20 protein-coding genes are annotated in these 18,616 nt (G+C 31.5%); 17 read left to right on the top strand and 3 right to left on the bottom strand.

Features of this window, described 5'->3' with window-relative positions; translation table 11 throughout:
- The first annotated feature begins 42 nt into the window (after positions 1-42).
- The 4 genes from rsmD to M915_RS02595 all read left to right on the top strand — a co-directional run bounded on the left by rsmD (position 43) and on the right by M915_RS02595 (position 2,228).
- Positions 43-588 (top strand): 16S rRNA (guanine(966)-N(2))-methyltransferase RsmD, encoded by a 546-nt coding sequence (gene rsmD, locus M915_RS02610; protein WP_009222662.1) that lies wholly within the window; start codon positions 43-45, stop codon positions 586-588.
- The gene (coaD, locus tag M915_RS02605; protein WP_036729086.1) at positions 585-1,064 is read left to right on the top strand and encodes a pantetheine-phosphate adenylyltransferase; all 480 of its coding nucleotides are present in this window, start codon (positions 585-587) and stop codon (positions 1,062-1,064) included. Before rsmD ends, coaD begins: the two co-directional genes overlap by 4 nt.
- Before the next feature lie 4 nt (positions 1,065-1,068).
- Complete coding sequence (locus M915_RS02600; protein WP_009222664.1) at positions 1,069-1,509, top strand: ATP synthase subunit B family protein; 441 nt, start codon at positions 1,069-1,071, stop codon at positions 1,507-1,509.
- A gap of 182 nt (positions 1,510-1,691) precedes the next feature.
- Positions 1,692-2,228, top strand: coding sequence for a substrate-binding domain-containing protein (locus M915_RS02595; RefSeq protein WP_036729083.1), 537 nt, complete (start codon positions 1,692-1,694; stop codon positions 2,226-2,228).
- 265 nt (positions 2,229-2,493) lie between these two features.
- Here M915_RS02595 and recR read toward each other — a convergent pair whose 3' ends face one another.
- The 3 genes from recR to dnaX are packed head-to-tail and all read right to left on the bottom strand — an operon-like array spanning position 2,494 to position 5,090.
- Positions 2,494-3,093: a recombination mediator RecR gene (gene recR / locus M915_RS02590; protein ID WP_036729081.1), complete on the bottom strand. Its 600-nt coding sequence runs from the start codon at positions 3,091-3,093 to the stop codon at positions 2,494-2,496.
- Between the two features lies 1 nt (position 3,094).
- On the bottom strand, positions 3,095-3,433 hold the full coding sequence (locus M915_RS02585) for a YbaB/EbfC family nucleoid-associated protein (protein ID WP_009222667.1): 339 nt from the start codon (positions 3,431-3,433) through the stop codon (positions 3,095-3,097).
- Between the two features lie 10 nt (positions 3,434-3,443).
- Positions 3,444-5,090 (bottom strand): DNA polymerase III subunit gamma/tau, encoded by a 1,647-nt coding sequence (gene dnaX, locus M915_RS02580; RefSeq protein WP_036729077.1) that lies wholly within the window; start codon positions 5,088-5,090, stop codon positions 3,444-3,446.
- Positions 5,091-5,252: 162 nt separating this feature from the next.
- Here dnaX and M915_RS02575 point away from each other — a divergent pair, with 162 nt between their 5' ends.
- The 13 genes from M915_RS02575 (at position 5,253) to M915_RS02515 (ending at position 18,510) form a co-directional block, all read left to right on the top strand.
- Positions 5,253-5,513, top strand: a complete 261-nt coding sequence (locus tag M915_RS02575; RefSeq protein WP_051259772.1) for a hypothetical protein — start codon at positions 5,253-5,255, stop codon at positions 5,511-5,513.
- A gap of 91 nt (positions 5,514-5,604) precedes the next feature.
- On the top strand, positions 5,605-6,804 hold the full coding sequence (locus tag M915_RS02570) for a CapA family protein (RefSeq protein WP_036729074.1): 1,200 nt from the start codon (positions 5,605-5,607) through the stop codon (positions 6,802-6,804).
- Complete coding sequence (locus M915_RS02565) at positions 6,797-7,813, top strand: asparaginase (RefSeq protein WP_009222671.1); 1,017 nt, start codon at positions 6,797-6,799, stop codon at positions 7,811-7,813. Before M915_RS02570 ends, M915_RS02565 begins: the two co-directional genes overlap by 8 nt.
- Positions 7,814-7,905: 92 nt before the next feature.
- The gene (locus M915_RS02560) at positions 7,906-8,361 is read left to right on the top strand and encodes a CtsR family transcriptional regulator (protein WP_009222672.1); all 456 of its coding nucleotides are present in this window, start codon (positions 7,906-7,908) and stop codon (positions 8,359-8,361) included.
- Positions 8,362-8,370: 9 nt separating this feature from the next.
- On the top strand, positions 8,371-8,886 hold the full coding sequence (locus M915_RS02555; RefSeq protein ID WP_009222673.1) for a UvrB/UvrC motif-containing protein: 516 nt from the start codon (positions 8,371-8,373) through the stop codon (positions 8,884-8,886).
- A complete protein-coding gene (locus M915_RS02550) occupies positions 8,867-9,841 on the top strand; it encodes an ATP--guanido phosphotransferase (RefSeq protein WP_036729070.1) in 975 nt (324 codons plus the stop codon). The genes M915_RS02555 and M915_RS02550 overlap by 20 nt, the downstream gene beginning before the upstream one ends.
- On the top strand, positions 9,841-12,279 hold the full coding sequence (locus M915_RS02545) for an ATP-dependent Clp protease ATP-binding subunit (protein ID WP_009222675.1): 2,439 nt from the start codon (positions 9,841-9,843) through the stop codon (positions 12,277-12,279). Before M915_RS02550 ends, M915_RS02545 begins: the two co-directional genes overlap by 1 nt.
- Positions 12,251-13,615, top strand: a complete 1,365-nt coding sequence (gene radA, locus M915_RS02540) for a DNA repair protein RadA (protein WP_036729067.1) — start codon at positions 12,251-12,253, stop codon at positions 13,613-13,615. Before M915_RS02545 ends, radA begins: the two co-directional genes overlap by 29 nt.
- Before the next feature lie 93 nt (positions 13,616-13,708).
- Complete coding sequence (locus tag M915_RS02535; protein WP_009222677.1) at positions 13,709-14,293, top strand: thymidine kinase; 585 nt, start codon at positions 13,709-13,711, stop codon at positions 14,291-14,293.
- 33 nt (positions 14,294-14,326) lie between these two features.
- Positions 14,327-15,421, top strand: a complete 1,095-nt coding sequence (locus M915_RS02530; protein WP_051259771.1) for a carbohydrate kinase — start codon at positions 14,327-14,329, stop codon at positions 15,419-15,421.
- Positions 15,411-16,337, top strand: coding sequence for a pseudouridine-5'-phosphate glycosidase (locus tag M915_RS02525; RefSeq protein WP_036729062.1), 927 nt, complete (start codon positions 15,411-15,413; stop codon positions 16,335-16,337). Before M915_RS02530 ends, M915_RS02525 begins: the two co-directional genes overlap by 11 nt.
- Positions 16,315-16,836, top strand: coding sequence for an acyl-CoA thioesterase (locus M915_RS02520; RefSeq protein ID WP_009222680.1), 522 nt, complete (start codon positions 16,315-16,317; stop codon positions 16,834-16,836). The genes M915_RS02525 and M915_RS02520 overlap by 23 nt, the downstream gene beginning before the upstream one ends.
- Before the next feature lie 165 nt (positions 16,837-17,001).
- Positions 17,002-18,510 (top strand): S-layer homology domain-containing protein, encoded by a 1,509-nt coding sequence (locus M915_RS02515; protein WP_051259770.1) that lies wholly within the window; start codon positions 17,002-17,004, stop codon positions 18,508-18,510.
- The last annotated feature ends 106 nt before the right edge of the window (positions 18,511-18,616 follow it).

Here is an 18,616-nt window from a genome sequence, read left to right as displayed (position 1 = left end):
CTATATTCAAATATGTTAAAATAAAAATAATTTGGAGGTTCTATGAGAGTTATTTCGGGAAAGAACAGAGGATTAAAACTTTTATCTCCAAGAGATTTAAGAACTCGTCCAACAGAGGATAGAATAAAAGAAAATGTATTTAATCTTTTAGGACAGAATTTTTTTGATGCAAATGTGTTAGATTTATTTTCGGGAAGCGGTTCAATAGGAATTGAATTTTTATCAAGAGGTGCAAAATTTTGTTATTTTGTTGATAATGATAAAGATGCTATTGATACAATAAATAAAAATATAAAAAAAGCACACTGTGAAAATAATTATAAAGTAATTTTATCAGGAGCTTTGAAAGTAATGGACAGACTTTGTGGGGAAAAATTTGACTATATTTACATTGATCCTCCTTATGATAACAGTGAGTTATATTTAAAATCAATAGAGGGAATATTGGAAAAAAATCTTTTAGAAAAAGACGGGATTATAATTATTGAAGAAGATTCATCAAAAAAACTGGATTTCACAAAATACCTTAATTTGATAAAAGAAAAAAAATACGGAAGTACCTCTGTGAGTATTTGGAGTTTAAAATGAGAGTAATATATGCAGGAAGTTTTGACCCTATAACTAATGGACATATAGATATTATAAAGAGGGCTAAAGATACATTTGGAGAAGTAATTGTAGCTGTTCTTGTAAATAAAAATAAAAAAGGTCTTTTTTCTGTTGAAGAAAGAATGGATTTATTAAAAGAAGTATTAAAAGACGAAAAAGATATTGAAGTGGATTCTTTTGAAGGATTACTTGTGGACTATGCAAAAGAGAAAAAATGTCGTACAATTGTAAGAGGACTTAGATCCGCATCTGATTATGTAAATGAATATACTCTTGCCATGGCAAATATGCACTACAAAGATGGAGTTGAAACTGTGTTTTTATTATCATCAAATGAAAATATATTTGTGAGTTCTACACTTGCAAAAGAAGTTGCACAATTTGATGGTGATTTATCTCTATTCGTACCCGAAGTTGTGGGAAAAGCTATGAAGGAGAAATTAAATAGGAGGTAATTTTATGAATTTAATGGAATTAGTAGAAGAACTTGAGGACTTAGTTGAAACTTCAAGCCAAATACCACTAACAGGTAAGGTTATGTTAGAAAGAGAAGAAGTGCTTGAAATAGTAAATGAAATGAAAAATGAAATTCCTACAGAAGTAAGAGAAGCAAAGAGAATAAGCTCTGACAGAGATTCAATAATTGAAGGAGCACAATCTGAAGCTGACAAAATTATTGCAGGGGCAAAAGCTCATGCGGAAGAAATCATTTCTCATGATGAACTTGTACTTCAAGCAAATCAAAGAGCAGAAGAAATTTTAAAATCTGCAAATGAAGAATCAAACCAAATCAGAGAAGGTGCAAGAGATTATGCAGATGGACTTCTTGAAAACACACAAGTAAATCTATCTGAAATAATAAAAATGCTAAATGAAAACAGAAAAGAACTTAGAGGATAAATAAAATGTCGGTACAAAAGTACCGACGTTTTTAATTGATATAGTAACATAATTATCTTACTAAATATAGAGTTCCATAGTAATATCCAACACATTTGATTCCATTGTATAGCTTACAATAATATTATATAATATTATTGTAAGCTATACAGCTGTTTATATTAAAATCAGAGGTGAAATTTATGAAAAAGACATTTTATTTGTTAGCTGTTTTTACTGTGTTTTTATGTCTTGTAGCTTGTGGAAGTAAACAGACCGATAATGTAAATTTGGAAAAGAATAATTCTATAAAAGATAATGTAACAAAAGAACAAAATATGATAACAATGGAAGAAGTTGGAAAAGTAGAGCCGGACAACATGAAGAATATAAAAGTTATTGCAGGTTCTGATAAAATTGTAGATATACTTGAAAAGTTGGGTTATGAAAATGTAGTTGCTGTTCCGACAAACTTAAAAGATAAAGGATATGTCGATGCGGTAGAGTTTGGAAATATTGAAGATCCTGATTATGATTTGTTAAAAGAATTGAAGGCTGATATTTTTATCACAGATGAAAGTGTTGAATATAAGAAACGTCCAAATGAATCTTTGAGTATAAAAATACTTACCTGTTCTTTTGAAACAGAAGAACAGACAAAAAATTCAATTGAATATATAGGAAAAGAACTTGGACTTTCGCAAAAAGCACAAGAAATTATAGACACTATGGTTCAATAGTATTTTGATTATAAGTATACTTGAAGTAAATTATCTAAAATAGTAGGATTATTAAATAAAAATTGAAAATAAAAAAGAGGGGCTTATTAAAAGCCCCTTTTATCTATTAGCAAAGACCTATGGATAATTTTACAGAAATAGCAACTATAACTGTTAATACTGAAATTATAAAATTATGAATCATAGGTTGAATTTCAGATTCAAGGTTGTCGCATATAGCCTTAAAAATCCAAGGGAAAAGCACTTGTTGAATAATAAGTTTATTTTAAATTTCTCTTCTGTTTTCAAGTGCGGTTGAGATTGTAAGTTCGTCATAATATTCCAAATCTCCACCAACAGGGATTCCATAGGCAATTCTTGTTGTTTTTATTCCAAGCGGAGAAAGCAGTTTTGAAATATATAGTGCAGTTGTATCTCCCTCGGCTGTTGGGTTTGTCGCTATGATTATTTCTTCAACATTATTATTTTCAAGTCTTTTTAAAAGCTCTCTTATTTTTAAATTGTTGGGTCCAATACCTTTGTTCGGAGAGATTGTTCCGTGAAGTACGTGATACATTCCATGATAACAAGTAGCACGTTCCATAGCTTCAACATCTTTTGGATATTCTACAACACAAATTACACTTTCATCTCGATTTGTATCATTACATATTTTACAAGGATCTATGTCTGTAAAGTTTGCACATATGCTGCATTGTTTTACATTTTCTTTTGCGCTTGTTATTGCATCTGAAAGTGCCTTAACTTTTTCAAAATCCATATCAATTATATGATATGCAAGTCGCTGAGCAGTTTTATTTCCAACTCCGGGAAGTTTATTTAATTGATTAATTAAATTTTCAATTGGTTTTGCTCTGTTTTTCATTTTATAGTCCAGGAATATTTAAGCCGCCGGTGATTTTATTCATTGCAGAGTTTGATTTTTCTTCTACTGATGCAATTGCCCCGTTAACAGCTGTAATAATTAGATCTTGCAGCATTTCAACATCATCAGGGTCTACTACTTCTTTATCAAGTGTTATCGATACAAGTTCTTTGCTTCCGTTTACTTTTGCAACTACTGCGCCGCCACCTGCAGAAAATTCTATTTCTTGATTTTTTAAGTTTTCTTGCATTTCTTCCATTTGTTTTTGAAGCTTTTGAACCTGCTTCATCATATTATTCATATTTCCTCCCATTGGAAATCCGGGATATCCTTTTGCCATAATGTTCCTCCTATATTATTTCTATATTTTTACTTCCAAATAAATCTTCTGCACTTTTTACTGCAAGTTTTATTTCTTTGTTATCTGTAAGTACAATTTTAACACTAATTTTATCATTATAGTACTTACTTAAAAAATCTTCTATAAAATTAATATTATCCTTGTTGGATAATGATTCATAGTTAAATTTATTTGATTCATCAAATTCTATTAAGAGTGTATTTTGATTAAAGTTTACAAGTTTTGCAAAGCTAAGTTGAATTGGAATGTTAAGTCTTTTTCTATTTTTAATTTCGATCAAGATATTATTCCAATCAGATTTTATTTTTTCAAGGGTTAAATTACCATCATTTATTATATCAGATTTTTCTTCTTTTTTTTCATCATCTTTTAATTCATCAACTACAGTTGTAGGAAAAACTTCCTGAGAAAGTTTTTTAGAAGGTGCTTCTATTTTTGTATCATTGTCTATAGATTTTAAATTGTTTTTAACAGGAGAAGTTTCAGATACATTTTTAAAATTCCCACTATTAATAATATCTTCTAAAGCTTTAATTCTTTCTTCAAGTGATACGGTATCTTTAAGCACAGTTATTTTTATTATGCTCATTTCAAAGATAATTCTTTTATCATTTGCATATTTTACATTTAAAAGAGTTTCATTTAAGATTTTAAGTATGTCAATTATTCTATCAACTGATAACATACAAGCTTCTTTTATATAATCATCAAGTCTTGTTGTATATAAAAGTTCACTTGTATCTTTTATAGTCTTTACTATCATAAGGTTTCTGAAATGGGAAATTAAATCGGATATTAAAATTGAAATATCCTTTCCTTTAGAATAAATTTCCTGGAGAGAACTGATAGCATTCTCAAGATTTCTGTCTATTAACGCTCTTGAAATTTTAAAAAGTATATCATCAGATGTTATACCCAAAATTTCAGTGGCAAGATTATAACTTATATGCTTATCCGTGAAAGACAGACACTGATCTAAAAGTGAAAGAGCATCACGCATAGCACCATCCGAGTTATTTGATATTAATGAAAAAACATCTTCATCACAAGATTTATTTTCAAGTGCAGTTATATTTTTTAAATTCTCGATTATAATTTCGGGATTTATCCTCTTAAAGTTAAATCTTTGTGTCCTCGAAAGTATTGTTTGAGGTATTTTTTCGGGTTCAGTTGTTGCAAGGATAAATATTAGGTGTTTAGGCGGTTCTTCTAAAACTTTAAGCAGTGCATTAAAAGCACTTTTTGATAGCATATGAACCTCATCAATTATATATACTTTATATTTTAAGTTCTGAGGAGGATATACAACTTTTTCTTTAAGTTCTCTAATATCTTCAACACTATTATTTGAAGCTGCATCCATTTCAATTACATCCATAACCCTATCATCAAGTATTGAAAGACAGTTTTCACAGTGGTTGCATGGATTTCCATTTTCAGAACACAGACAATTTACAGCACGAGCAAATATTTTTGCTGCTGATGTTTTTCCGGTTCCTCTTGTTCCTGAGAATAAGTAAGCATGAGATATTTCATTATTTGCTATTTGATTTTTAAGTGCTGTGGTAATATGATTTTGTCCCACAAGTTCATCAAAGGTCTTAGACCTATATTTACGATATAGTGCTTGGTACATTAATTTCAACTCCCATATTATTATAACATGAGGATTAAAAAATTTACCATATTTAATATTATTTAAATAATATAATATAAAGTTCTAAAACTTTTTACCATATCAACACATAATTTTCACACCATGAAACTATGATGTACACATATTAAATAGGAGGTATAGTTGAAGATGAAAAATTTAAACAAAATTCTTGCAGTAGGAACAATAGGTGTTATGATGTTCGGTTTAGTAGCTTGTGGACAAAAGAAAAATGAAGCTCCGGCAAATAATGCTCCGGCAAATGAAATGACAGAAGAAAAGGCTGAAAATGCTCCAGCAAATGAAATGATGGAAGAAAAGGCTGAAAACGCAACTGAAGAAAAAGCTGAAAATGCTCCAGCTGAAGAAGCTGCTGAAAATACAACTGAAGAAAAGAAGAACTAATTTAAATATTAAAAATGAGGAAGCCTTGGCTTCCTTTTTTTTATTCTATGTGATATGAATATTTAATGCTATAATAGTTTTGGTGATTTATATGAAAAAAATATTTTTTGTACTAAGTGCTATTTTAATTTTGATAGTCGGATTTGTTGTAGTTGATTATTCTACAAACGGAAACATAAGTGGCTTGAATTTTATTTCTAAAGAACCGGTTATTAAAAAAAATACTGTTAAGCAAAAAAACGTAGATGATAAGCCTGAAAAGAAAAGCGTTACTATTTTGGCAACAGGAGATATCATGTATCATCTTCCGCTATATATAAGAAATTTTGATGAGACTAAGGGAAAATATGATTTTTCCACATATTATGCAAAAATGAAAGAGTACATAGATTTATCAGATATAACTGTCGGAAATTTTGAGAGTACCGTGAATCCGAATAGGCGGATAAGCGGACATCCGATGTTTAACACGCCTAAGGAGGCACTTGAATATTTAAAAGAAATAGGTTTTGATGTTTTAAGTACGGTAAATAATCACTGCATAGATACTCATGCTGAAGGGATAGAAACAACTATTGATGAAATGGATAATGCGGGATTAAAGCATTTTGGGACATATAAGACAGCGGACAGACCGATGCTTGTGGTTGAAAAAAATGACATTAAGATTGGTTTTATAGGATATTCTGAAATTTTTAACGGACTTGAATCTTTAGTGCCTAAAGATAGAGCATATATGATTTCGCCGCTTGATGAAGAGCTTATAAAGGAAGATATAAGTAAGTTAAAAAGTCTTGGTGCAGATTTTATAATAGCGTATCCTCATTGGGGAGTAGAATATAGTAAAGAACCGTCAGAAGTGCAAAAATATTTTAATGATTATTTTTTAAATCTTGGAGTAGATGCAGTTTTGGGTTCACATCCTCATGTACTTCAACCTGTAAAAAATTCAAGTTATAACGGTAAAAAGACTTTTACTATTTTTTCTATGGGAAATTCTATTTCTAATCAGAGAATAAAGTGGCTACCTAAAGACGGTGTTGAGACCGGTGTTTTTGTGAAATTGTATATTGATAAAGAAAATGGCGTGACTTCTTTGACAAATGTGGAGCTTATTCCAACTTATGTAAATAGATATATAGATGAAAAAGGCAAGCCGCAGTCAGAAGTTTTGGCATATAAAGATATAATAGACGGTGGAAAATATAGAGATACATTAGACGATGCTACGAAGGCTTTTGTAGATAAAAATTATAATTTACTTTCGGAGAGTTTAAGAGAATATGAATAGTGAAGAAAATATAAAGAAAATACTTTTAATTGCAACAGGTGGAACAATTGCATCTGAACAGACGGAATTTGGGTTAAGTCCAAAAATAAATCCTAAAGAATTTTTAAATCATATACCTCAGTCAAAAGAGCTTGCACAAATTGATGTAAAGCAGGTTATGAACATAGATTCAACAAATATAGAACCTCATCACTGGCTTATGATAGCAGATGTAATTAAGGATAATTATGAAGACTATGACGGTTTCATTATAACTCATGGTACTGATACTCTTGCATATAGTGCTGCAGCATTGTCATATCTTATACAAAATTCGACTAAGCCCATAATTTTGACAGGTTCTCAAAGACCTATAACAGATTTGATAACAGATGCTAAGAAAAATTTGCTTGATTCTATAAGGTTTGCAATAAGAGAACAGGCCAGGGGAGTTTATATTGTGTTTGATGGAAAAGCCATTATAGGAACGAGAGCAAAGAAGCTTCGCTCAAAGAGCTATTCCGCATTTGATTCAATAAACTATCCGGTAGCTGCATTTATAGATGGCAATAGAATTTTACAATATGTTGAAGATAGAGAATTTGATAAGCAAACTGTTTTTTATGAAAAATTAAATTCAAAAGTATTTTTATTAAAGTTGACTCCGGGTGTTGAACCTGAAGTACTTGAATATATTTCAAAGCATTATGACGCAATTGTAATTGAGTCTTATGGTGTTGGAGGACTTCCATTTAATTCGGGCAAAAATTTTAATAAGGTACTTGAAAAGATAACTTCTGAGGGTAAAATAGTTGTCATTGCAACACAGGTTATGCTTGAAGGTTCAGATGCTACAACGTATGAGGTCGGATTTAGTATAATGAAAGATTATAATGTACTTGAGGCTTATGATATGACTGTTGAATCTGCAGTTACAAAGCTTATGTGGATACTCGGACAAACAAATAATTTTGAAAAGGTTAAAGAACTCTTCTATAAAAGTATAAATAGAGATTTGCTTAACAGCTAATACTTTACAAAAAAATATTTTAATGTTATTATTAATATATCGTTAAAATATTTTTTTAATCTAAAAGACAAAGATGGTCAAAAGGTGATTTTATGGCAAAACTTTCAAATTCAATTGAAGACTTTATAATGTCTTTACTTGAAGAAACAGATGGCACATTGGAAATACAAAGAGCTTTAATAGCAGACAGATTTAATTGTGCGCCATCTCAAATCAACTATGTTCTTACAACAAGATTTACTCCATATAAGGGATACTATGTAGAATCAAGGCGTGGTGGCGGAGGATTTATAAGGATTGTAAGAGTTGAACTTAAAAATAAAAATTCATTAAACAAGTTGTTTTATGATGAAGTTGGAAATTCGATAACTAAGGACAAGGCGGATCAAATATTAAAAGAACTTGTCCGACTTGAATATATAACAGAGAGAGAAGAGGGAATTATTAAAGTTGCATTAAGCGACAGGGCGCTTGGAGATTGTCCGGATATAAAAAATGAAGTTAGAGCGAGTATTTTAAAGAATATACTTCTTGTGATATTCGGTTAGGAGGATATTATGCTTTGTGATAGCTGTGGAAAAAAAGAAGCGATTATTTCATATACAAAGATGATGGGAAATGATGTTGAAGAAGTACATTTATGTGCTGATTGTGCCGAAAAGAAAATGAGAGAAGATTTAGAATTTAATAGTGCAGTTACCGGAAAGATGGAAAATTTTTTAAAGGAAATTTTTAAACTTACAGGTAACTTAAATTCAGATATTGTAAAAAAGAAATGCAGTCATTGTGGAACGGGATTTAAAGAGCTTGAAAATAATGAGCTTGGCTGCGAATGGTGTTATGATGAATTTGAAGATGAAATTAAAAGCATGCTTACAAGTCTTAAATCATCTTCAAAACATAAGGGAAAAATACCAAGAAGTGCAGGAGATAAAGTAGTATTTAAAAGAGAAGAGGATGAGCTTTTGAATAAATTGTCTGTTGCCATAGAACTTGAGGAATATGAAGAAGCTGCAAGACTTAGAGATGAGCTTAAGGCTTTAAGGGGGAAAAATGAGTATAACACTCTTTAGTGAAATAAGATTAGATAGAAATGTAAAGGGATATAACTTTCCGTCTACCATAAATAAAGACGAGGCATTAGAAATAACTGAAAAAGTTGAATATGCTATAAGAAATAGAAAATATAAAAAATTTTTGACTTCTGAAATGTCATCACTTGATAAGCTTAAGCATTTTGAAGAAAATGGAGCCGGAGATATTTTTAAACATGAAGATATAAGCTCAATATTTATTTCTGATGAAGATCCGGCTGTTATGGTAAATGGTACTAATCACATTAGTATATTTTCATCATCCGAAAAACTTGATTTAAAAAATTTATATGAAAGAGTATCCAGGATTGATGATTTGATTGATGCTAATGTTGATTATGCATATAGGGAAGATTTCGGATATCTGACTGCAAATCCCCAAATGTGTGGAACTGCAATGGATGCTACGATTTATTTTCATCTTCCCGCAACAGCATATTTTGGAATTTCATCTCTTGTTAGCAGTCTCAGCAAGCTTGGATATAAGGTAAGTACACTTAGCTCCGGAGCGGCACAGAGTGTCGGTTCAATATATAAAATCTCACATGAAAGAGTAATAGGACTTGAAGAGATGGAATACATTGATAAACTTCTTGGAATAGCTAGGGAAATAGTGGATATAGAAGAGCAAAATAGAAAGAAATTGTATCTGGATAAAATTATAGAGCTTGAAGATATTGTAAATAGAGCAGTTGGAGTTTTAAGTCATTGCAGAATAATAAGTGAAGAAGAAATGATTAATAAGATGTCAGATTTATTTTTAGGTATGGAACTAAGTATTTTAAAACCTAAGAAAAATATGGAATTATTAAAAACGATTAATAGCTTAAAGAATGGACATTTACAAATTGAGAGAGGTTCACTGCTTGATGAAAAATCCCGTAACATTTTAAGGGCTAATAATATTAGAAAGATGATGAAGGAGGTCTTTTAGTGGATATATTTGGAAAATTTACAGAAAAAAGTCAAAAGGCCTTATTGTTTGCACAAACTGAGGCAAGAGAAGGAAGACGTAACTATGTAGGTTCAGAACATTTGTTACTTGGAATAATGAGAGTTGAAAATTCAAAAGGGGCAAAAATTTTGTCCAATTTGGGGCTTAATTATAATAGTTTAAAGTCTGCAATATATGAAGTTGTAACTATGGGGCAAGATGTCATAAGTTCAAATTTGATATATACACCGAGAACTAAGAGAATATTTGAACTTGCATTTGAAGCTGCAAAAGAAGATGAAAGTGAATTCGTAGGAACGGAACATCTGCTCATAGGAATTTTAAGAGAAGGTCAAGGAGTTGCAGCACTTGTTTTAAAGAGAATAGGAATAGATTCGGATGCTCTTGAGGAGAGTATTTTAAATATAGAAGATGAAGAAATTGACGAGAGAAATAAAAAAGAGTCAAGTCTTGAAAAATATACTCAAAATTTGAATAGCAGAGCGGAACAGGGAAAAATTGACAATATAGTTGGAAGAGAAAAGGAAATAGAGAGAATCATACAGGTTCTTTCGAGAAGAAGAAAAAATAATCCTGTTTTAATAGGTGATCCGGGAGTCGGTAAAACTGCAATTGTAGAAGGACTTGCACAAAAAATACAAAATAGAGAAGTTCCTGAAATTATTCAAGATAAAATTATAAGAACTCTTGATGTAAGCGGCCTTATTGCAGGAGCAAAATACAGAGGAGATTTTGAAGAAAGACTTAAATCTGTAATAGATGAAGCTATTAAGAGTGAAAATACAATTTTATTTATTGATGAACTTCATGTAATTATAGGAGCAGGAGCTGCAGAAGGTGCAATGGATGCATCCAATATATTAAAACCGATGCTTACAAGAGGCGAATTACAAATAATAGGTGCTACTACAATAGGAGAGTACAGAAAACAAATTGAAAAAGACCCTGCCTTTGAAAGAAGGCTTATGCCTATTATTATAGAAGAACCTACTGTTGAAGATTCAATAAAAATTTTAAAAGGGCTTAGAGAGGGTTATGAAAATCATCACAATGTAATTATAACCGATGATGCAATAGATGCAGCAGTAAAGCTTTCTGACAGATATTTAACTGATAGATTTTTACCGGATAAAGCCATAGATTTAATTGATGAAGCGGCATCTAAATTAAAAATCAGTGCATATAAGACGCCGGATTTTAAATCTGAATATACAAGAGAATTAAATGATTTGACAAGACAAAAAAATATTGCGGTAGAAGCACAGGATTTTGAGCTTGCAGCTTCAATCAGAGATAAGGAAAAAGCATTAAAAAAGGAATATGAAAATAGAGAACAAGAATATAATTCTTCAAAGAAAAAAGATAGAGTAACATATGAAATTATTTCAAAAATAGTTTCTGACTGGAGTAAGGTACCTGTTGTAAAGATGGATGAAAAGCAAAATAAAAAGCTGCTCCATCTTGAAGGAAATTTGAAAAAAAATGTAAAAGGACAAGATGATGCTATTGCTTCAGTTTCAAAGGCAATTAAAAGAGCGAGAATCGGACTTAAAGATCCAAATAAGCCGATAGGATCATTTATTTTTGTAGGACCTACAGGAGTTGGAAAGACATATCTTGCAAAAATGCTTGCTAAGGAATTATTCGGAAGTGAAGAAAATTTGCTTAGAATTGATATGAGTGAATATATGGAAAAACATTCAGTGTCTAAACTTGTAGGTTCACCGCCGGGATATGTAGGTTATGATGAGCCGGGACAACTTACCGATGCAGTAAGGACAAATCCGTATAGTGTTGTTCTATTTGATGAAATTGAAAAAGCGCATCCTGATGTTTTTAACATACTGTTGCAAATTTTAGATGATGGAAGGCTTACCGATTCTAAGGGAAGAACTGTGAGCTTTAAGGATACTTTAATAATAATGACATCCAATGCAGGAGCAAGTTTTCTGAAGAATAAAAGTTCAATAGGATTTTCTTCTGTCGACGGTACTATAAAAGAATATGAAAATATGAAGATGCTTATAAACAAGTCTTTGAAAGATGTATTTAAACCTGAATTTTTAAATAGAATTGATGAAATAATAGTATTTAGAGAACTTGGAGAAAAAGAAGTACAGAGTATAGTTAAAAATATGCTCGAAAAATTAGCTGAAAGATTATTTGAAATGGGAATAAGAGTAAAATTTACTCCGAGAGTTGTAAAATATATTTCTGATATTGGATTTGACACGGAATTTGGGGCAAGACCGCTTGAGAGAGCAATTAGAACCAATATTGAAGATGAACTTGCTCAGAAAATACTTGAAGGAAAAATTAAAGAGGGAAATAAAATAGAAATAGGCTTTAACAAAAAACTTACAATAAAAAAATTAAGTGGGGTTAGAGATGAAAAAAAAGAACAAGTTCAAGTGTAAAAAGTGTGGCTATATATCATCAGGTTATTTTGGGAAATGTCCTGAATGTGGAGATTGGAATACATTTGAGGAAATAATTGAAGTAGATGAAAAAAAGATAAATGCTAAAGCGACAGAAAAAAGTACGTCAGCTAAAAAATTGAAAGAAATAGAAAGCATAACTTCATTTAGAATACAAAGCACTATAGAGGAATTTAACAGAGTTATGGGAGGCGGAATTGTTAGAGATTCTGTATCCATAATAACAGCAAAACCGGGTGTGGGAAAATCTACACTTCTCTTGCAGGTTGCAAATGATATGGCAAAGCAGGGTTTTAAAGTTTTATATGCTTCGGGAGAAGAGTCTGAAAGTCAAATAAAAAACAGAGCTAACAGAGTCGTAGATTTTATTTCAGAAAATATATATGTGTATTCTGATAATACGATGGATAATGTACTTGAAGAAATAGAAAAAACAGACCCTGATTTTATAATAATAGATTCAATTCAGACTTTTGTATTAAGAGATATACCTTCAAGACCTTCAACGCCTACTCAAATTATGGAGTGTGCATATAAAATGGTAGAGATTGCAAAAAATCCTCTTAGACCTAGAGTTGTATTTTTGGTAGGTCAAATGACTAAGGAGGATGAACTTGCAGGTGTTAGAGCTCTTGAGCATTTAGTAGATACAGTTTTGCTTATAGAAAATGAGAGTAATGAAGAGTTAAGAGGACTACTTGCTACTAAAAATAGATATGGTTCAACAGGGGAAATGGGATTTTTTTTGATGACAGAAAAAGGTCTTGAGTCACTTGATAATCCGTCAGAGTATTTTATGACATATAGAAAAGAGGGGACAGAACTTCCCGGTTCGGCACTTAGCGTAATAAGGGAAGGAACAAGACCTATAATCCTTGAAATTGAAGCGCTTAGCTCTCAAAGTTTTTTACCGTATCCATCACGTGTGGGAGAATGTCTAAATAGAGAGCATCTTAGTACATTGATTTCAATTTTGGAGCAGAGAGCAGGGTTAAGACTCATGGACAAAAATATAGTAGTAAAGACTACAGGAGGAATAAAGTTGAAAGAGCCTGCGGTGAATTTGGCGGTAATGATGAGTATTTATTCATCGCTTAAAAATGTTGCAATAGATACACAAACTGTTTTTATTTCAGATGTTGGACTTACAGGTGAATTAAAGAGCGTTCCTTCAATTGAAATAAGACTTAAAGAAGCGGAACGAATGGGATTTAAGAGAGCATTTATACCTCCGGTTAAAACTGAATTTGAAAATGTGAAGAATTTAAAAATTTATAAATGCAAGACAATTTCAGATGTGATAGAAAAAATTTAGTAGGATACTTAAATTTAAGTATCCTAATTTTATTTTTTATGTGTTTTAATCTGTAATGGTGTTATAATTATTTTATATTATAAGGAGGTAATTATGCATCAATATAAGGGTAGATTAATTGTTCACACAGGTTCAATGTTTAGCGGAAAGACATCAAGTCTTGAAAGAGAAATGAAAAGATTTGCAATAGCCGGATATAAGACAGTTGCATTTAAACCATCTATTGATACGAGAGCGGATAGAGAAAAAATTGTAACTCATGATAATACATATCTTTCTGCAGTAATGGTAAATAACATATTTGAGCTTGTTAAGTATGTAAGTAAAAGTGATTTTGAAGTTGTCGGTATAGATGAAGTACAATTTTTAGGCGGAGAAGTAGAAGAAATATTAAAAGAGATAAATGAACTTTTAAACTCCGGAAAAACTGTTGTAGTTGCAGGACTTGATATGGATTATACTTCAAAGCCTTTTGAAATTGTAAAAGAACTTATGTCAAGGAGCGACTATTTAAATAAGCATCATGCAGTGTGTACAGTATGTGGTGCTGATGCATGGGTTTCTCATAGAAAGACAAAAAGTGATGAGAGAATTGTAATAGGCGCCACTGAAGAATATGAACCGCTCTGTAGAAATTGTTATAATGAAATTTTGAAAAAAGAACTTGACGAAAAATAATTAAAAGTTTATAATCTAAACAAAGTTTTAGAGGTGATTTATTTGACTCCAAGAGAAAATGAAATAATGCAGCTCATTAAAAAAAATCCTGCGATATCACAACAGGAGATAGCTGATTTATTAAATATTAAAAGATCTTCAGTTGCAGCGCACATAAAAAATCTTTCAAGTCAAGGTTATATATTGGGAAGACAGTATGTGCTTAGAGATGAGCCGTATGTTGTTGTAGTCGGAGGAGCTAATGTAGATATAGTAGGCTATTCTGATTTTAAATTGATAAAAAATGATTCAAATCCCGGAAGGATTATTCAATCAACAGGCGGGGTTGGAAGAAATATTGCTGAAAATATCTCAAGGCTGAATGTGAGAACTTCGATTATTTCTGTAATAGGAGATGATGACAAGGGCAGGTTTATTTTAAACGAGCTCAATTCACTTGGAATTGAATCTGATAGTATTTTTGTAATGCATGATTGTAATACATCTGTATATCTTGCCATATTAGATGAAAATAGAGATATGGATATTGCAATTAATGATATGGAAATAATAAATAAATTGACTCCAGAGCTTATTGAAAAAAAACAGAGAATGATTGAAAATGCGATTTGCTGTATTGTAGATACAAATCTTACAAGAGAAACCCTTGAATTTCTATTTAAAAATATAAATCAAAAATATTTTGTAGATTGTGTGTCTGTAAATAAAGCGGAAAAGCTTGAAGGATTATTAAATAATGTTTATTTTTTAAAAGCGAATAAATATGAGGCTGAATTTTTAAGTAAAGTGAAAATAGACAGCCTTGAAGATGCAAAAAAATCTGCTAAAAAAATAATTGAGCAGGGAGTAAACTCTGTTGTAATAACCATGGGTGATGAAGGAAGTTTGTATGCTGATGAAAAAGATATGTTGCATGTAAGTTCAAATACTATGGATATTGTAAATGCCTCGGGGGCTGGAGATGCTTTTATGGCAGGCTATGTTTATTCCTATATAAAAGATTATAAGCTTACAGAAAGAATGAAATTTGCAACTGCATCAAGTAGAATAGCACTTATGTCTGAAAAGACAAACAGCGAAAAATTTACTGTTAAAAATATAGAGGGGGAAGTTAAGAATGTTAAGTAGAGAAATGATGAAGAAGTATATGGTTATAAGTCCTGAAGTTCAAGATGCAATGGATAACGGATATCCGATTGTTGCACTTGAATCAACAATAATATCACATGGAATGCCATATCCTCAAAATTTAGAAACAGCACTTGCTTGTGAGAGAATAGTAAGGGAAAATGGAGCAATTCCTGCAACAACAGCAATAATAAATGGAAAAATTAGAGTTGGGTTAAGTGAAGAAGAACTTAAATTTATGGCTACATCAAAAGATATTATAAAATGCTCCAGAAGAGATTATCCATATATTATAGCTAATAAATTAAATGGAGCTACTACAGTAGCAACATCAATTATAACTGCTTCCCTTGCAGGAATTAAGTTGCTTGTAACCGGCGGAATAGGAGGAGTACACAGAGGAGCTGAAGAAACATTTGATATTTCAAGAGATTTACAGGAGCTTGCAGGAACAGACATAGTAGTTGTATGTGCAGGTGCAAAATCTATACTTGATATCGGACTTACTCTTGAATATTTAGAAACATTCGGAGTTCCGGTACTCGGATATAAAACAGATGATATGCCTGCTTTTTATACAAGAAAATCAGGATATAAATTAGATTATAAAATGGACAGCGTAGCTGAAATTGCAAATACGGCAAGTACAAAATGGGAGCTTGGACTTTCAGGAGGAGTACTTGTAGCAAATCCTATTCCGGAAGAAGATGCAATGGATGAAAATTTGATTAACAGTGCGATAGAATCTGCTTTAAAAGAAGCTAAAGAAAAGGGAATAACTGGAAAAGAAACAACTCCTTTCTTACTTGGAAAAGTACTTGAAGTTACAAGTGGAAAATCTTTGGTTTCAAATATTGCTTTGGTTGAAAATAATGCAAAGGTAGGAGCGCAAATTGCAAGAGAACTTTACAGATAGTGTTAAGAAAACTTCATATAGCAGAGCTTTTTTTACTCACGCTACACTTCCCACTGATTTAAATGAGGGAGGTACAGTTTATGGAGCAAGACTTCTTGAGTGGGCGGACAATCTTGCAGGTGTAGTTGCAATAAAACATAGAAGAGGCAGCGTTACAACAGCATCTTTTGACAGTTTTGATTTTTTAAATCCTATAAGGCTTGGAGATTTTATATTTGGAGAGGCATATATTTCAGGTGTTGGTGCTAAATCAATGGAAATATTTGTAAAATTTATAGGAGAAAATTCTGTAACAGGGGATAGATATTTAGCAGCAATGGCTTTTATAACATATGCTGCATTAGATTTGAAAGACGGAGAAACACTTCCTAAGATAGAGGGAGAAACAGAAGATGAGATAAGATTTATTGCAGATTACGAAAAGCGAAGAGCAAAAATTAAGGAGCGAAGAGAAAGAAATAAAGATTTAGAAAGCAGAATAGATTTATATGCAATATAACTATTATAAGACATCATTTAAAGAGTGGTGTCTTTTTTTATTAGTAAAATTTGAAATTATATAAATAAAATAGTTTCAATTAATCGATTTTTTGGTATAATATAAAAAAGAAAAGTTTTAATTATAGTACTTTTTAATACTAAAATATAAGGAGGAGTGATAAATATGAAGAGAACTAAAGTATTTTATTTGACAGTTGCAGTTACGCTGAGCTTTATGATAATTTCACAAAGTGTCTTTGCAAAAGCTATGTCATTTACAGATGTACCAACCAGTGCATGGTATTATAATGATGTAAATTCAGCATATGAAAAAGGTCTGATAAACGGAAGAAGTGAAAAGATTTTTGCACCTGACGAAAATATGACTTATGCAGAGGCGGTAAAGCTTGCAGCGTGTATGCATCAAAAGGCAACTATGGGAAGTGTAACACTTACAAATGGAAATCCATGGTATCAAACCTATGTAGATTATGCTAAGAATAATGGGATAATTTCAGGTGAATTAGCGTGGATGTCCAGTGCAACAAGAGCAGGATATATGGCAATTTTTGCAAAAGCGCTTCCTGCAAGTGAGATGACAGAAATAAATACAATAGCAGATGGAAGTATTCCTGATGTGCCGATGACAATGACAAATGCAGCAGAAATTTATAAGTTGTATAAGGTTGGAATTGTTCAAGGAGTAGATGTATTACACAATTGCAGTCCTAACTCAAATATTAAGAGAAGTGAAGTAGCTGCTATACTTTCAAGAATGATGGATAAGAGTAAGAGATTAACATTTTCTATGTCAGGCACAAATAAAGAATTTGAAATAACAAAACAACCTACAGATCAAACTATAAGTTTTGAAAGTTGGGCAACATTTGAAATTCAAGCCAAAGGAGAAGGGTTAACATATCAATGGGAAGGTCTAAATAATAATGAATTTGTAAAATTAAATGATTCTTCAGAAATTTCAGGTAGCAATACAAGCATACTTAGATTAAAGGGAGTTGCTAATTTTAACGGCGTAAAAGGGCGTTGCGTTGTAAAAGACAAAAATGGCAACACTCTTATATCTCAGGTGGTAAGTTTAACCGTTACAGGAATTTCAAACACAAAACCGGTTATTCTTGTAGAGCCTTCGGATATCAGTGCGAAGATTGGAGATACTGTATATGTTGAAGTAGTTGCAACAGGAGAAGGCTTGACATATCAATGGGAAGGACAAATGCCCGGATATTCTTTTTCAAGTTTACAAGGCTTATCGGGAATTAGCGGAATAAATACAAATAGACTTGGAGTAGTAGTCAGTGAGGCTCTTGCCGGAGCAAAGTGTCGTTGTATAATAAAAGACAAAAACGGCAATACTGTGATAACAAGAGAGGCTTTATTAACTGTACAGCCAATTCCTCTAAAGATTACAAAACAACCTGTGGGACAGAGCGGAAGTGCAGGGAGCAGTTGGACTTTATCTGTTGAAGCTGAGGGAGTTGGGTTAACATACCAATGGTATTCTATGGTTCTTATGAATTATCCGGAACCTATTGACGGAGCTGTTTATAGTTCATATACTACCAGTTTGCCAATTATATCAAGGAGATATTATTGTATAGTAAAAGATAAATTCGGCAATACAGTTAAGTCAGATACAGTAACTTTAAGCGGAACTAATGTTGTTTATCCATGAAAAAACAAAAGGCTATTCTTAAATTTTAGAGTAGCCTTTTATTTTTTGAAATTTAATTATGGATACTAATATATCTCATATACTAAAATTTAAAGTTGAAATTAAA

The sequence above is a fragment of the Peptoniphilus mikwangii genome (genome assembly GCF_000468535.1).
Lineage (GTDB): Bacteria > Bacillota > Clostridia > Tissierellales > Peptoniphilaceae > Anaerosphaera > Anaerosphaera mikwangii.
This window is presented reverse-complemented; position numbering and strand designations above follow the sequence as displayed.